Genomic DNA, 15,947 nt, shown 5'->3' on the forward strand with positions numbered 1-15,947 from the left:
CCGACACCCTATTGATCATTTATTGCGCAATGGCGCAGCCAAGGAATTGAAGTGGAAGCACTGCACAAGAAAATTCGCGAAGAAGGCATCGTGTTGTCCGATCAGGTGCTGAAGGTCGATGCGTTCCTCAACCATCAGATCGATCCGGCCCTGATGAAGGAAATCGGCGACGAATTCGCCCGACTGTTCGCCGACGCTGGCGTGACCAAGATCGTGACCATCGAAGCGTCCGGCATCGCGCCGGCAGTCATGGCGGGCTTGAACATGGGCGTGCCGGTGATCTTCGCCCGCAAGCACCAGTCCCTGACCCTGACCGAAAACCTGCTGTCGGCGACCGTGTACTCGTTCACCAAGCAGGTGGAAAGCACTGTGGCCATCTCGCCGCGTCATCTGAGCAGCGACGACAAGGTGCTGATCATCGATGACTTCCTGGCCAACGGCAAAGCCTCGCAGGCGCTGATCTCGATCATCAAACAGGCCGGCGCCACGGTTGCAGGACTGGGCATCGTGATCGAGAAATCCTTCCAGGGCGGCCGCGCCGAACTGGACGCCCAGGGCTATCGCGTCGAATCGCTGGCGCGGGTCGAATCCCTGGCCGGTGGGGTTTTGACGTTCAAGTAAGGCCCCCGAGGGCGGACGCGGAGCGTCCAGAAAGGCATGCGACGCGGAGCGCCGCACGATAGTTGCGATGATCGTTCCGCACGCTCCAGCGTGGGAATGCCGTTCTCGACGCTCTGCGTCGTCGGGAGGACGCAGAGCGTCCAGAAAGGCATGCGACGCGGAGCGTCGCACGATAGTTGCGATGATCGTTCCGCACGCTCCAGCGTGGGGGAATGCCGTTCTCGACGCTCTGCGTCGTCGGGAGGACGCAGAGCGTCCGGAAAGGCATGCGACGCGGAGCGCCGCACGATAGTTGCGGTTATCGTTCCTCACGCTCCAGCGTGGGAATGCCGTTCTCGACGCTCTGCGTCGTCGGGAGGACGCAGAGCGTCCAGAAAGGCATGCGCCGCGGAGCGTCGCACGATAGTTGCGATGATCGTTCCGCACGCTCCAGCGTGGGAATGCAGGTCTCGACGCTCTGCGTCGTCAAGAGGACGCGGAGCGTCCGGAAAGGCACGCGACGCGGAGCGCCGCACGATAGTTACGATGATCGTTCCGCACGCTCCAGCGTGGGAATGCAGTTCACGACGCTCTGCGTCGTCGGGAGGACGCGGAGCGTCCAGAAAGGCATGCGACGCGGAGCGCCGCACGATAGTTGAGATGATCGTTCCGCACGCTCCAGCGTGGGAATGCAGGTCGTGACGCTCTGCGTCATAGCGTGCGTGCTTCAGCGCGGAATGCCGAGGGCACGCAAACGTCGATACAAAGTGCGTTCGCTCAGTCCCAGTTCTCTGGCCAGTTCGCTGCGCGAGCCGTTGAACACTCGCAGCGCATGGGCGAGTTTTTCCAGGCTGTCGTCCTGCTGGCGGTACGTCACGCCACCCGCCTCGCCCTGTCCGCGTACTTCGTCGGGCAAATCCTGCGCGCGAATGATGCCGTCATCGGTAAATAAACGGGCGCGTTCGAGTATGTTGCGCAGCTCGCGAATGTTGCCGGGGTAGCTGTACAAACTCAGCAGCTTCATGGCCTCGGCGTCGACACGCGGCGCGGCGCCAGGCGCGATGCGTTGCAGCAGGCTGTCGATCAGCAGCGGCAGGTCGTCGCTGCGTTCACGCAGGGCCGGCAGGCGAATCGGAAAGGCGCTGATACGGTAGAACAAATCCTGGCGAAAGCTGCCGTCGGCGACCATCTCCCTGAGCGGTTTATGCGTGGCCACCACCAGCCGAAAATCCGAGTGCACCGTGCGCAGGCTGCCCACCGGACGAAAACTGCCCGATTCAATCAGCCGCAACAGCTTGACCTGCATGGCCAGCGGCACCTCACCAATCTCATCAAGGAATAACGTCCCGCCATGAGCGGCTTCGGCCAGACCGGTCTTGCGCTGCAATGCGCCAGTGAATGCGCCCTTCTCATAGCCGAACAGCTCGCTTTCCAGCAGGGTTTCGGTAAGCCCGGTGCAGTCGACCACCACCAGCGGCCCTGCGGACCTGGCGCTGCTGGCGTGCAGTGCGCGCGCGAACAATTCCTTGCCGGTGCCCGACTCGCCCTGCAGCAACACCGGAATCTGCGCGGGCGCGGCGCGTTGCAGAGCGCTCAGCACTTCTTTGAACGCCGCCGAGCGCCCTACCAGCCCATGTTGCTGCGGCTGGACGGAGGCTACCGCCACCGAGCTCAGTCGCTCGACATAAGCGATCACCTCACCCTGATCATCGAGAATCGGCCGCAGCTCCACATCCACATGCTCGGGGCCGCGCGGCGTGTGATGAATATGCAGCAGACGCTCCGGAAGCCGTGCTTCATGGGCCTTGCGCATCGGGCAATGCTCACCGGCCTGATCACACGGCACCGCAAACTGATGCGACACCCGATAACACTTCTCGCCCACATGCGGCGTGCCTTCGACGCCGAACTGGCGCTGGTAGGCGGTGTTGGCGGCAATGATGTTGTAGTCGGTGTCGAGCACGATGGTCGGTCGCAGATCGTGTTCGAGGTATGACACCAGCGACTGCATGCGACTGCCGGGAAAATCGGTGGCGATGAGGTTCATGGGCGCTCCTGTGGACTGGGCGCAGCTTAACCCATTCGCCTGCCAGCTTGTGCCACGGACTGCCAAATGACTGCCAGAATGTGGCAGTCAGCGACCTGCGGCAGGCCATCGAGGTGTTTTGCAAAACCCAAAAACGCCCTGTGTTTATTAGCCTGAACAGGCTTTGCCGTGATTGGCATGGTTATTGAGACATCATGGCAACGACTGCCAACCGTCCGGCCTGGCCAAACGGGCCTTGAGGCGATTTACAGCCACAGGAATTGCACATGATCATCGGTGAAAAACTCCATGTCGAAGCGCTCTTCGACACGCATACCTGGACCATCAGCTATCTGGTGATGGACCTGCACAGCAAGCAATGTGCGCTGATCGACAGCGTGCTCGATTACGACCCCAAGTCCGGCCGTACCAGGACCGAGTCTGCCGACCGGATGATCGAACGGGCGCAGGCGCTGGGCGCCTCGGTGCAGTGGATTTTCGAAACCCACGTGCACGCCGATCACCTCTCGGCAGCGCCGTATCTGAAACAGCGGCTCGGTGGGCAAATTGTCATCGGCAGCCATATCACTGCCGTGCAGGAAACCTTCGGCACGCTGTTCAACGCGCCGTCTGACTTTGCCCGCAATGGCAGCCAGTTCGATGTGCTGCTGGAGGACAACGCCTCGTTCGCCCTCGGCACGCTTGAGGTCAAGGCCATGCACACGCCGGGGCACACGCCGGCGTGCATGAGTTATCTGGTGCAAGTCGGTGACGCCACGGTCGCGTTTGTCGGCGATACGCTGTTCATGCCTGATTACGGCACCGCTCGTTGCGACTTCCCGGGTGCCGATGCGCGCACGCTGTATCGCTCGATCAAGAAGCTGCTGGCACTGCCGCCGCAGACCCTGCTGTTCATGTGCCACGACTACCTGCCCAATGGCCGTGAGCTGAAATACATGACCACGGTTGCCGAACAGCGCGCCAGCAATATCCATGTGCACGACGGGGTGGATGAAGACGCGTTCGTCGGCATGCGCGAAGCCCGTGACGCGACGCTGGACATGCCGGTGCTGATGCTGCCTGCGGTGCAGGTCAACATGCGCTGCGGACACTTTCCCGAGCCGGAAGACAACGGCGTCGTCTACCTGAAGATCCCGCTCAATGCCCTTTAACCGCTGCCCGCCCTGGAAAACCCTGTGATGAATGCTTCGACAACAACCTGTCAGATCCTGATCGTCGGTGGCGGTGCTGCCGGTATCGCTACTGCCGCAAGCCTGCTGGCCCGCGACGCTACCCTGCAGATCACCCTGGTCGACCCCGCCGATACGCATTATTACCAGCCCGGCTGGACCATGGTCGGTGCGGGGATCTTCACGCCGCAGTCGACGGCGCGCAGCATGGCTTCACTGATTCCCAAAGGCGTGCAGTGGATCAAGGCTGCGGTGTCGACCTTCGAGCCGCAGCACAATACGCTGACGCTGGCCGACGGCCGCGTGCTCGGTTATCAGCAACTGGTGGTCTGCCCCGGCCTGAAGCTGGACTGGTCGGCTATCGACGGGCTGGTGGAAACGCTCGGGGCCAATGGCGTGACCTCCAACTATCGCTATGACCTGGCGCCCTACACCTGGAAGCTGGTGCAGAACCTGCAACAGGGCCGCGCGCTGTTCACCCAGCCGCCCATGCCGATCAAATGCGCCGGTGCGCCGCAGAAGGCCATGTACCTGTCCTGCGATCACTGGTTGAAAAGCGGCCGTCTCGCGCAGATCAATACGCAGTTCTACAACGCCGGTGGCGTGCTGTTCGGTGTCGCCGACTATGTGCCGGCGCTGATGAAGTACGTCGAGCGCTACGCCATCGGCCTCAAGTTCAGCCATCGGCTGGTGGCCGTCGACGGGCCAGGCAAGCGCGCTACGTTCATCCGCACGCAGGCCGATGGCAGCAGCGAGACCGTCGAGCAAAGCTTCGAAATGTTGCACGTAGTGCCGCCGCAGATTGCCCCGGACTTCATCCGCAGCAGCCCGCTGGCCGATGCCGCAGGCTGGGTGGACGTGGACCCTGCCACGCTGAAGCACCGCCAGTTCGCCAATGTTCATGGCCTGGGCGATGCCACCAATACCAGCAACGCCAAGACCGCTGCAGCGGCACGCAAGCAGGCGCCGGTGGTGGCCAACAACGTGCTGGTCGCGCTGGGTCGTCGGGATGAGTCCGCCGTGTATGACGGTTACGGCTCGTGCCCGTTGACGGTCGAGAAAGGCCGCATCGTGCTGGCCGAATTCACCTATGGCGGCAAGGTTGCGCCGAGCTTTCCGCGCTGGCTGCTGGAGGGTCGCCAGCCGACCCGACTGGCCTGGTGGTTGAAAGCGCGAGTGCTGCCTGCGCTGTACTGGCATGGCATGCTCAAGGGCCGTGAATGGCTGGCCAAACCGGAAAAGGCTGACACCCGGCATGGATGAGCATCAGTTGCTGGGCGTTGGTCTGGGGGCCATCATCGGCATGGTACTGGCGCTGACCGGCGCGGGCGGCGGCATTCTCGCCGTGCCGTTGCTGGTCTTCGGTCTCGGTCTGTCGATTGTCGAAGCCGCGCCTGTCGGTCTGTTGGCCGTAGGGCTGGCGGCGGGGATCGGTGCGGTACTGGGGCTGCGTCAGGGCATCGTCCGCTATCGCGCGGCCGGGTACATCGCCTCCATTGGTGTGCTGATGGCGCCTCTGGGCCTATGGCTCGCTCATCGACTGCCCAATACGCCGCTGGCTTTGGTCTTTTCGGTCGTGCTGCTGTACGCCTGTGGACGCATGTTCATCAGGGCCAGCCGCGAATTGCGCCACGGCAAGCCGGCGCCGCGTGCGGAAATACTGCCTTGCGTGCTCAACCCGCTGCAGGGCCGCCTGCGCTGGACCATGCCCTGCCTGCGCGCACTGACGCTGACCGGGGTGGGCTCCGGGTTGCTGTCTGGTTTGTTGGGGGTGGGCGGCGGGTTCGTGATCATTCCGGCGCTGACCCGCTACAGCGACCTGGACATGAAGAGTGTCGTGGCGACGTCACTGGCCGTGATCGCCCTGGTTTCGATGGGCAGCGTCATTACCGCGTCACTGAGCGGGGTGATGCACTGGGCGGTCGGTGCGCCGTTCGCGCTGGGTGCCGTCATCGGCCTGGTCATCGGCAGACAAGTCGCCCGCTACCTCGCCGGCCCACGCCTGCAACAGCTGTTCGCTATATGCGGTATCGTCGCGGCGTTCATGCTGGCGCTGTCCGTGCGATAACAGCACGAGGACGCAGAGCACGCGGAGCATGGGAACGATAAGGCTTCTGCCCGGAGGGCGTAGGAGCGAACTTGTTCGCGAAGGGGTCGGTAGCATCGCCGAAAATGCATCGACTGAAACACCGTCTTCGCGAGCAATGCGGATCGCCGCCCCGGTCGCTCCCACAAGAGTTGTGTATAACGATAAGCACCTGCGCAGGCTTTAAAGCTTCTGCCAGACCTTCGGTTTGAAGAACAGCGTCTCCCCTTTGGCCAGGCCCACCAGGCTGTCGTGGTCTTTCACCACTTCGGCCTCGATCAGTTCGCTCTGCCCTTCCACTTTCAAGGTGACTCGCGTCGTCGCGCCCAGCGGGCGGATGTCGCGGACTTCTGCGGCGTGATGGTCTTCGATTTCCTGGCGGGACAGCGACACCTCATGCGGACGGAACAGCAGGTGACCTTCCTCGCCCAGGCTCAGGCGATTGGAGTCGCCGAGGAAGTGGTAGACGAAGTCGTTGGACGGGTTCTCGTAGACCTCGCCCGGCGAGCCGATCTGTTCGATCACGCCCTTGTTCATCACCACGATGCGATCGGCCACTTCCATGGCCTCTTCCTGATCGTGAGTCACGAACACCGAGGTCAGGTTGATGTCCTCGTGCAGGCGCGCCAGCCAGCGACGCAGCTCTTTGCGGACCTTGGCGTCCAGCGCGCCGAACGGCTCGTCCAGCAGAAGCACCTTGGGCTCGACCGCCAGGGCGCGGGCCAGGGCAATGCGCTGGCGCTGTCCACCCGACAGTTGCTCCGGATAACGGTCGGCCAGCCAGTCCAGCTGCACCATGTTCAGTAGCTCATGGACCTTCTCGGCGATCCGCGTTTCGTTCGGGCGCTCGCGTTTGGGCTTCATGCGCAGGCCGAACGCGACGTTGTCGAACACCGTCATGTGGCGGAACAGCGCGTAATGCTGGAACACGAACCCGACGTTGCGATCACGCACGTCATGCCCGGACACATCTTCGCCATGAAACACGATGCTGCCGTCATCCGGGGTTTCCAGACCGGCAATGATGCGCAGCAGCGTGGTCTTGCCGCAGCCTGACGGGCCCAGCAAAGCCACCAGCTCGCCACTCTGGATGTCCAGACTGATGTTGTTCAGGGCCTTGAAGGCGTTGAAGTTCTTGCTGACGTTACGGACTTCGATCGACATGATTATTCCTCCGCCGCGTTATGGCGCAGACGGTTAATGCGGGATTCGCTCCACTGCTTGAGCAGCAGGATGAACAGCGCCAGGATCAGCAACAGGCTCGCCACGGCAAAGGCGGCAACGTGGTTGTATTCGTTGTAGAGAATTTCGACGTGCAGCGGCAGGGTGTTGGTGACGCCACGAATGTGCCCGGAAACCACCGACACCGCGCCAAACTCACCCATCGCTCGCGCCGTACACAGCACCACGCCGTAGATCAGGCCCCATTTGATGTTCGGCACCGTGACGTGCCAGAACATCTGCCAGCCGTTGGCGCCCAGCAGCCGCGCGGCCTCTTCTTCCTGAGTGCCCTGCTCCTGCATCAGCGGGATCAGCTCACGCGCAACGAAGGGCACAGTGACGAAGATGGTCGCCAGCACGATGCCCGGCAGGGCAAAGACGATCTGGATGTCGTGATCCTGCAACCACGGCCCGAACAGCCCCTGCGCACCGAACATCAGCACGTAGACCAGGCCGGCGATGACCGGCGATACCGAGAACGGCAGGTCGATCAGCGTGACCAGAATGCTCTTGCCGCGGAACGAGTATTTGCTCACGCACCATGCGGCGCTGACGCCGAACACCAGATTGAGCGGTACCGAGATCAGCACCGCTATGACCGTCAGCTTCAGCGCCGACAGCGCGTCCGGCTCGAGGATCGCGGTAAAGAACGCGCCCAGACCGTTTTTCAGGCCCTGGGATACCACGATGAACAGCGGCAGGCCCAGAAACAGGACGAACACCAGCCAGCACAGGCCAATCAGGATACGTCGCGACACCGCGCTGCCACGACGGGCGGCGTTGGCAGAGGCGGCGGCTGAAACAGATGAATAAGACATGTTCTGCGCCTCCTCAGGATGGGGTTTCAATGCGCCGCTGCAGCAGGTTGATCAGCAGCAGCAGAATGAAGGACACCACCAGCATCATCACGCCGATAGCGGTTGCGCCGGTGTAGTCGTACTGGTCGAGCTTGACCATGATCAGCAGCGGCAGGATCTCGGTTTTCATCGGCATGTTGCCAGCGATGAAAATCACCGAACCGTACTCGCCCACGCCACGGGCAAACGCCAGGGCGAAGCCGGTCAGCCAGGCAGGCAGTAACGCCGGCACGAGGATGTGGCGGAACACCTGCAGGGGACGTGCGCCCAGGCAGGCGGCGGCCTCTTCGACTTCGCGGGGGATGTCGGCCAGCACAGGCTGCACGGTGCGCACCACGAACGGCAGGGTGACGAAGGTCAGCGCCAGGGTGATGCCCAGCGGGGTGTAGGCGATCTTGAAGCCCAGATCAGCTGCGAACTGGCCGACCCAGCCGTTGGGCGCGTACAGCGCGGTCAGGGCGATACCGGCCACGGCGGTCGGCAGGGCGAAGGGCAGATCGATCATCGCATCGATGACCTTGCGGCCGGGGAAGGTGTAGCGCACCAGCACCCAGGCCAGCAGTGTGCCGATCACCCCGTTGATGAGGGCTGCGTAAAAGGCGGTGCCGAAGCTCAGCTTGAGTGCCGCGATCACGCGAGGTGCCGTGATGATGGTCCAGAACTGATCCCAGGTGAGCTGCGCAGCATGTACGAACATGGCGGCCAGCGGTATTAGCACAATCAGACTGAGGTACACCAAGGTGTAGCCCAGCGTCAGCCCGAAGCCGGGTATGACGGGGGAGATACGACGCGACATAAAAGTCCCTGGTTTCACTTGCACGAAGCCCGGAGGTCAATCCGGGCTGTTTGGCCAAACCTGCGATGCCGCTCGTGCGGCATCCTCATTCGGCTTATTGCGCCTGATAAATCTGGTCGAACACGCCGCCATCATTGAAAAACTTCGGCTGCGCAGTTTTCCAGCCACCAAAGTCTTTGTCGATGGTCACCAGATCGAGTTTCGGGAATTGCTTCTCGTACTTGGCGGCCACTTCGGCATCACGTGGACGATAGAAGTTTTTCGCCGCAATTTCCTGACCTTCCTTGCTGTACAGGTGCTTGAGGTATTCAGTCGCGATTTCGGTATTACCTTTGCGCTCGGCGTTCTTGTCGACCACGGCGACCGGAGGTTCGGCAAGGATCGACAGCGAAGGTACGACGATGTCGAACTTGTCCTTGCCGCCGTCTTCTTTCAACGCCAGGAACGCTTCGTTTTCCCACGCCAGCAGCACGTCACCCTGACCGTTGTTGACGAAGGTGATGGTCGAACCGCGTGCGCCGGTATCCAGAATCGGCACGTGCTTGAACAGCGTCTGCACGTATTCCTTGGCCTTGGCTTCGTCACCGCCGCCCGCCTTCAGGCCATAGGCCCAGGCGGCCAGGAAGTTCCAGCGCGCACCGCCGGAGGTTTTCGGGTTGGGCGTGATCACCGAGACGCCTTCCTTGGTCAGGTCGCCCCAGTCCTTGATGCCTTTCGGGTTGCCCTTGCGCACCAGAAACACGATGGTCGAGGTGTACGGCGTGCTCGCGTCCGGCAGGCGGGTCTGCCAGTTTTCGGGCAGCGTCTTGCCGAGCTTGGCGATTTCGTCGATGTCACCGGCCAGTGCCAGGGTCACCACGTCGGCGCGCAGGCCGTCAATCACGCCACGCGCCTGCTTGCCCGAGCCGCCGTGGGATTGCTTGATCTCGACCTTGTCGTCCGGATGGGATTTTTTCCAGAAATTGACGAATTCTGCGTTGTAGTCCTGATACAGCTCGCGGGTCGGATCGTAGGACACGTTGAGCAGTTCGTAATCCTTGGCGACAGCCGAACCTGCGAAAACAGCACTGGCGAGAGCAGCCAGCGCAAAACGGCGAATGGACATAGATTGAAGCTCCTGGAAATACGGTGTGTCGGCTTTTTTGATTTCTTCTTGGCGCGTCAGAACGGCATTCGCACGGGCGCGCTGCTTTTTTTCAGGGGGGGTATCAGGAGTCAGGATGAAACCCTCCGGTTGACCAGTCGGGTGCTTGCCGCTTCAGCTCTGCTTGGCAGGGTTCTGCAAACGAAACTTTTCCTTGCGCTCGATCTGCACCACCTGTGCGTTGTGCACGGTGATTTCGACGGCACCAAAACGCAGGTCACGCAACGCACTCTGAATTTCACGCAGAATGGCTGCTTCGTCCTGACCGTCAACACTACGTAGAGATGCGCTCATTGTCTGATTCCTTGAGAAGTGAGAGGCCTGCCGTCGCGACTGGGGGCGATGGCATATGGCGGTGAAGCAATAATAGTGAGGTGCGGATATTCTTAAAAAGACTATTTAAGAATGCAGATATAACCAAAAGAACTTTAGAGAGGCGTGAGTCTGCTAGGGTGCATTGCACACCCTGGCCGGCGTTATCAGTGAGAGGCTGAACTAGTTGAACGCGGGCGCGTGCGTCCAATCAATCGACTGCGCCGCCATGGGCCGGGCAAACCAGTAGCCCTGGCCCAACTCGCAACCGTTGCTTAACAAAAATGAAGCCTGATTGGCGTGTTCGATCCCCTCGGCCAGTACACGCATGCCCAGGCTCGACGCCAGCGCGATGACCGCCCGTACAATCGCGATGTCATCCACGTCGCCCGGCAGCCCGGCCACGAAACCCTGGTCGATCTTGAGCTTTTGCACCGGCATGCTCTTGAGCCGCAGCAGCGATGAGTAGCCTGTGCCGAAATCATCGATGGCCAGGCTCAGGCCCAGTTCACGCAGGCGATGCAATTGCTCGATGGCCTGCTCAGGGTCCTCCATGACGGCGCTTTCAGTGACTTCCAGCTCAAGAAATGCCGGATCGAGGCCGGTCTCGTTCAAGACCTCAGCCACCTGCCGATCGACATCACCACGACTGAACAGACGGCTGGATACATTGACCGCGACGGACGCAATCGAGACGCCTTCTGCCAGCCAGGCCTGCATCTGCCGACAGGCGGTATTCAATACCCAGGCGTCGATATCGGCGATGAGCCCGTTCTGCTCGGCAATAGGGATGAAGTCGCCAGGCGACACCATGCCACGGATCGGGTGTTGCCAGCGCACCAGCGCTTCGACCGCGCAAATACGCCCGGTCACCAGGTCGTAAACCGGTTGGTAGAACACCCGCAATTGGTCCTGCTCGATCGCCTGACGCAACTCGCTGGCCAGTTGCACCCTTTGCTGGGCTTGGGCGGTCAGCTCTTCGGTGTACAGCGCAAACCCTTCGCGGCCATCGCTCTTGGCCTTGAACAGCGCCGAATCAGCATTGCGCAACAATTGCTCGGCAGTCAGCGCATCACCGGGAAACAGGCTGATACCGATACTGGCACTCACGAACAACTGATGCCCGGCAATCGGGTACGGCGCTTTGAAAGCATTGATCACCTGCTGCGCGAGCGCTGCGGCATGCACCATGTGCGTACAGTTTTTGACCAGCAGCGCGAATTCATCACCGCCCAGCCGCGAGACCGTCATGCCGCTGTCGGCCAGCGTATTGAGACGTTCGGCAGCCGCCTTGAGCACTTCGTCGCCGATGTTATGGCCAAGGCTGTCGTTGATGTTTCTGAAGTTGTCCAGGTCGACCACCAGCAGCGCACAGCCGCGCCTGCTGGAGCGCGCCGAGGTCAGCGCCTGGCTGATACGATCGGTCAGCAGCAGACGATTGGGCAACTCGGTCAGCGCATCGTAATGGGCCAGTTGCGCCAGCTCCTGCTCGGAGCGCTTGATGGCCGTGATATCGGAAAACACCGCGACAAAATGCCTGGCCTGCCCGTCTTCGCCCTTGATGCTGCGGATGGTTTGCCATTGCGGATAGATTTCGCCGCTTTTGCGTCGGTTCCAGATCTCGCCGCTCCACTGCCCGGCACTCTGCAGTGAGTGATACATCTGCCGATAAAACTCGGGGCCATGACGACCGGACTTGAACTTGCTGGGGTTGAAACCCAGCACCTCGTCGGCCTGATAGCCGGTGATGTCCACAAACGCACGATTTACATGGACAATGCGCCCTTCGGCATCACTGACCAGTACGCCCTCACGCGTGCTGTCGAACACCACCGCCGCCAACAGCAGCCGGTCATAGTCCTGTTGTTGGCGCTCGAACAGCGCTTCACCGCCGATGATGGCCTTCAATTTGTCACGTGCAATGAAGATCATGACGGTGCTGAGCAGCGCCCAGCCATAACCGATCATCTGTTGTCCGACGGCCAGTCGAGCCGGATCCTTGACGAAAAAAGACAGCAGGGCGCTGCCTGTCGCGAACCACAGAATCGACAGCAGCCCATACAGAACGGCGGTTCGCAGCGCGTTACGGGAATAATCGGACATAAAAAACCGAGCCTTACGAAAGGTCTGGATTATAAAGCAAGAAACATCCTGCGACGCTTATCTGCAAGGGTGGCTGGTTTTCTGAGCAATGTCAGTGATAATGCTGTTGCGACTTTTTTCTTCACAGGTATTTCTACGAGGGCCAAACAGCCTATGTGGTACAACGGTTTGCTCGACCTTTCCGTCTGGCAGTTAATAGCGGTCACGCTGGTCATGACCCATATAACGATCATTGGCGTCACGGTCTATCTGCACCGCTATTCAGCCCACCGCTCACTTGAGCTCAATGCGGGTCTGAAACACTTCTTCCGCTTCTGGCTGTGGCTGACCACTGCCCAGAATACCCGCGAGTGGACAGCCATCCACCGCAAACACCACGCAAAATGCGAAACCGTCGACGACCCGCACAGCCCGGTCGTCAAGGGTCTGTCCACCGTGCTGCGCAAGGGCGCTGAGCTGTACCGCGAGGAAGCGCAGAACCAGGACACCCTGCGTATCTACGGCAAGAACTGCCCGGAAGACTGGATCGAGCGCAATCTGTATTCGCGCTACAAGCTGCTGGGTATCGCCCTGATGGCGGTCATCGACGTGGCGCTGTTCGGCGCCCTCGGTATCACGGTCTGGGCCGTGCAGATGATGTGGATTCCCTTCTGGGCTGCCGGTGTGGTCAACGGTCTGGGTCATGCGGTCGGCTATCGCAACTTCGAATGCCGCGACGCAGCCACCAATCTGGTGCCGTGGGGCATCGTGATCGGCGGCGAAGAGCTGCACAACAATCACCACACCTATCCCAACTCGGCCAAGCTGTCGGTCAAGCCCTGGGAATTCGACATGGGCTGGGCGTGGATCAAGGTCTTCAGCTTCCTGCGTCTGGCCAAGGTCCAGCGGGTTGCGCCTATCGCCCATCGGGTCGAAGGCAAGGGCCATATGGACATGGACACCGCGATGGCGATCCTCAACAACCGTTTCCAGATCATGGCGCAGTACCGCAAGCTGGTCATCGCGCCGCTGGTTGCCCAGGAACTCGGCAAGGCTGACGAGTCGGTGCGTCATCAGTTCCGTCGTGCCAAACGCCTGCTGTCGCGTGAGACCAGCCTGCTCGATGACAGGCATCACCTGCGTATCCAGACCATGCTGGAACACAGCCATGCGTTGAAAGTGATCTATGAAAAACGCCTGGCCCTGCAGCAGATCTGGGTCAAGACCAGCAGCAACGGTCACGACATGCTGTCGGCCATGAAAGAGTGGATTCACGAGGCTGAAGCCAGCGGTATTCACTCGTTGCGCGAGTTCGCCGACCAGCTGAAAACCTACTCGCTGCGCCCCGCCCACGCCTGAACCGTTGATCGGCGCGCCATCCCCTGGCGCGCCGGTCCCGGAACTTATCCCCTCTTCGTCTATCTCATCCACTTTCCCGCCAATCGGGATAGGGCGCCTCACTGGCCGTAAACGCTTGAGATGGTTCTTATGGAAAAGCAGCCTCCCACCTCCCTACCCGGCGCACCGATCACTGATATGCCCGCAGCCGCAGAAACCCTGTTAGCCCTGATGCACGCTCAGGCAGAAGTCGCACGCCTGAGCGAGCGTGAACAATTGTTCAGCTCGTTGCTGGTGAGCGTGAACGCTGTTCTGTGGGCGTTCGACTGGGAAACCCAGCACATGATCTATGTCAGCCCGGCCTACGAGCGCATCTTCGGTCGTTCGGCGGGCCTGCTGCTGGCTGACTACAGCGAGTGGCGCGACAGCATCTACCCCGATGACCTGAATTACGCCGAGCGCAGCCTCAACGAGGTCATCGAGAAAGGCTCGATCGAGGACCGCGAGTACCGGATCATTCGTGCGGATGGCGAAGTGCGCTGGCTCAGCGACAAATGCTTCGTCAGTCATCGCGCCGACGCCAGCCAGCGTTTGATCGTGGTGGGCATCGCCGAAGACATCACCGAGAAGAAGCACCTCGAGGATGAGCTGCAACGCCTGGCGACCATCGATGTGCTGACCCAGAGCAGCAACCGCCGACACTTTTTCGAATGCGCCCAGCGCGAGTTCGAACTGGCCCGCCTCAATGGCACGCCGCTGGCGTTTCTGCTGCTGGACATCGATGATTTCAAGCTGGTCAACGACACCTACGGCCATCAGGAAGGCGATACCGTGCTGCAGCGCATCGCCGAAAGCGGTCGTTCGGCATTGAGGCGAGGTGACCTGTTCGGGCGTATCGGTGGCGAAGAATTCGCTGCGGTATTCCCCGGCTGCGCGCCGGACATGGCCATGCAGATCGCCGAACGCCTGCAACGCGAGATCCAGCGCCAGAACTTCCAGTCCGGCGGCACCACCTTCAGCATCACTGCCAGCCAGGGCCTGACCAACCTGGGCGCAGACGACCCAAGCCTCGAAACCCTCTACGGCCGCGCCGACGCCGCGATGTATCAGGCCAAACGCCAGGGCAAGAACCAGATCGTACTGGTCTGAAATGCCTTCTCGAAGGTAGAAAGCACGACTGGCCCATCGCAAACAAGGCGGATCGCCACCCCGGTCGCTCCTTGGAGCACGCGGTACCTTGTGGGAGCGAGCTTGCTCGCGAAGAGTCCGGTGCAGTCGATGGATTTTCTGCGTCAGGAATACCGCCTTCGCGAACAAGTTCCTACGGGAGCACCCGGTACCTTGTGGGAGCGAGCTTGCTCGCGAAGAGTTCGTTGCAGTCGATGGATTTTCTGCGTCAGGAATACCGCCTTCGCGAACAAGTTCGCTCCTACGGGAGTACGCGGTACCTTGTAGGAGCGGACTTGTCCGCGAAGAGGGCGGTACATTCAATGCATTGGCTGTGTTTGGAATACCGCCTTCGCGAACAAGTTCGCTCCTACAGGAGCACGCAGTACCTTGTGTGAGCTTGCTCGCAAAGAGTCCGGTGCAGTCGATGGACTTTCTGCGTCAGGAATACCGCCTTCGCGAACAAGTTCGCTCCTACGGGAGCACGCGGTACCTTGTGGGAGCGAGCTTGCTCGCGAAGAGGCCGGTGCAGTCGATGGCTTTTCTGCGTCAGGAATATAGTCTTCGCGAACAAGTTCGCTCCTACGGGAGCACGCGGTACCTTGTGGGAGCGAGCTTGCTCGCGAAGAGGCCGGTGCAGTCGATGGATTTTCTGCGTCAGGAATACAGCCTTCGCGAACAAGTTCGCTCCTACGGGAGTACGCGGTATCTTGTGGGAGCGAGCTTGCTCGCGAAGAGGGCATTGCAGTCGATGGACTTTCTGCGTCAGGAATACCGCCTTCGCGAACAAGTTCCTACGGGAGCACCCGGTACCTTGTGGGAGCGAGCTTGCTCGCGAAGAGGCCGGTGCAGTCGATGGCTTTTCTGCGTCAGGAATATAGTCTTCGCGAACAAGTTCGCTCCTACGGGAGCACGCGGTACCTTGTGGGAGCGAGCTTGCTCGCGAAGAGGCCGGTGCAGTCGATGGATTTTCTGCGTCAGGAATACAGCCTTCGCGAACAAGTTCGCTCCTACGGGAGTACGCGGTATCTTGTGGGAGCGAGCTTGCTCGCGAAGAGTCCGGTACAGTCGATGGATTTCCTGCGTCAGGAATACCGCCTTCGCAAACAAGTTCCTACAGGAGTACGC

General features: G+C 60.9%; 13 protein-coding genes and 1 pseudogene. 6 read left to right on the top strand and 8 right to left on the bottom strand.

Annotation, left to right across the window (positions count from 1 at the left end; genetic code table 11):
• Nucleotides 1-51 precede the first annotated feature (51 nt).
• Nucleotides 52-621, top strand: coding sequence for a xanthine phosphoribosyltransferase (locus P406_RS06330; RefSeq protein WP_046235687.1), 570 nt, complete (start codon nt 52-54; stop codon nt 619-621).
• A gap of 706 nt (nt 622-1,327) precedes the next feature.
• Here the strand turns inward: P406_RS06330 and P406_RS06335 are convergent.
• Nucleotides 1,328-2,647, bottom strand: a complete 1,320-nt coding sequence (locus P406_RS06335; protein WP_046235688.1) for a sigma-54 interaction domain-containing protein — start codon at nt 2,645-2,647, stop codon at nt 1,328-1,330.
• 266 nt (nt 2,648-2,913) lie between these two features.
• Between P406_RS06335 and P406_RS06340 the strand changes: the two genes are divergently transcribed.
• Genes P406_RS06340 through P406_RS06350 form a run of 3 tightly spaced genes read left to right on the top strand, consistent with a single transcriptional unit; the run spans nt 2,914 to nt 5,884 of the window.
• Complete coding sequence (locus tag P406_RS06340; RefSeq protein WP_046235689.1) at nt 2,914-3,798, top strand: MBL fold metallo-hydrolase; 885 nt, start codon at nt 2,914-2,916, stop codon at nt 3,796-3,798.
• A 27-nt stretch (nt 3,799-3,825) separates the two neighbouring features.
• Nucleotides 3,826-5,079 carry an NAD(P)/FAD-dependent oxidoreductase gene (locus tag P406_RS06345; RefSeq protein WP_046235690.1) on the top strand — a complete coding sequence of 418 codons (1,254 nt, stop codon included), beginning with the start codon at nt 3,826-3,828 and terminating at the stop codon, nt 5,077-5,079.
• Nucleotides 5,072-5,884 carry a sulfite exporter TauE/SafE family protein gene (locus P406_RS06350; RefSeq protein ID WP_046235691.1) on the top strand — a complete coding sequence of 271 codons (813 nt, stop codon included), beginning with the start codon at nt 5,072-5,074 and terminating at the stop codon, nt 5,882-5,884. Before P406_RS06345 ends, P406_RS06350 begins: the two co-directional genes overlap by 8 nt.
• Nucleotides 5,885-6,085: 201 nt before the next feature.
• Here P406_RS06350 and P406_RS06355 read toward each other — a convergent pair whose 3' ends face one another.
• From P406_RS06355 to dibA, 6 genes are all read right to left on the bottom strand, one after another.
• On the bottom strand, nt 6,086-7,066 hold the full coding sequence (locus P406_RS06355) for a sulfate/molybdate ABC transporter ATP-binding protein (protein ID WP_002551393.1): 981 nt from the start codon (nt 7,064-7,066) through the stop codon (nt 6,086-6,088).
• Between the two features lie 2 nt (nt 7,067-7,068).
• Nucleotides 7,069-7,941 carry a sulfate ABC transporter permease subunit CysW gene (gene cysW, locus P406_RS06360; protein ID WP_002551394.1) on the bottom strand — a complete coding sequence of 291 codons (873 nt, stop codon included), beginning with the start codon at nt 7,939-7,941 and terminating at the stop codon, nt 7,069-7,071.
• Nucleotides 7,942-7,954: 13 nt separating this feature from the next.
• Entirely contained in the window at nt 7,955-8,776 is an 822-nt protein-coding gene (gene cysT / locus P406_RS06365) for a sulfate ABC transporter permease subunit CysT (RefSeq protein WP_003401602.1), read from the bottom strand.
• 94 nt (nt 8,777-8,870) lie between these two features.
• Nucleotides 8,871-9,881, bottom strand: a complete 1,011-nt coding sequence (locus tag P406_RS06370) for a sulfate ABC transporter substrate-binding protein (protein ID WP_003413883.1) — start codon at nt 9,879-9,881, stop codon at nt 8,871-8,873.
• A gap of 153 nt (nt 9,882-10,034) precedes the next feature.
• On the bottom strand, nt 10,035-10,214 hold the full coding sequence (oscA, locus tag P406_RS06375; RefSeq protein ID WP_003318679.1) for a sulfur starvation response protein OscA: 180 nt from the start codon (nt 10,212-10,214) through the stop codon (nt 10,035-10,037).
• Nucleotides 10,215-10,415: 201 nt separating this feature from the next.
• Nucleotides 10,416-12,335: a phosphodiesterase DibA gene (dibA, locus tag P406_RS06380; RefSeq protein ID WP_046235692.1), complete on the bottom strand. Its 1,920-nt coding sequence runs from the start codon at nt 12,333-12,335 to the stop codon at nt 10,416-10,418.
• A 153-nt stretch (nt 12,336-12,488) separates the two neighbouring features.
• Here dibA and desA point away from each other — a divergent pair, with 153 nt between their 5' ends.
• Together desA and P406_RS06390 are read left to right on the top strand one after the other, a co-directional pair.
• A complete protein-coding gene (gene desA / locus P406_RS06385) occupies nt 12,489-13,673 on the top strand; it encodes a delta-9 fatty acid desaturase DesA (RefSeq protein WP_003413886.1) in 1,185 nt (394 codons plus the stop codon).
• 129 nt (nt 13,674-13,802) lie between these two features.
• The gene (locus P406_RS06390; RefSeq protein WP_046235693.1) at nt 13,803-14,801 is read left to right on the top strand and encodes a GGDEF domain-containing protein; all 999 of its coding nucleotides are present in this window, start codon (nt 13,803-13,805) and stop codon (nt 14,799-14,801) included.
• Nucleotides 14,802-15,155: 354 nt separating this feature from the next.
• Here the strand turns inward: P406_RS06390 and P406_RS30140 are convergent.
• Nucleotides 15,156-15,933: pseudogene (locus P406_RS30140) on the bottom strand (urea ABC transporter substrate-binding protein); the annotation flags it as partial.
• Between the last annotated feature and the right edge of the window lie 14 nt (nt 15,934-15,947).

It is taken from the genome of Pseudomonas syringae pv. coryli str. NCPPB 4273 (assembly GCF_000972175.1).
GTDB lineage: Bacteria > Pseudomonadota > Gammaproteobacteria > Pseudomonadales > Pseudomonadaceae > Aquipseudomonas > Aquipseudomonas syringae.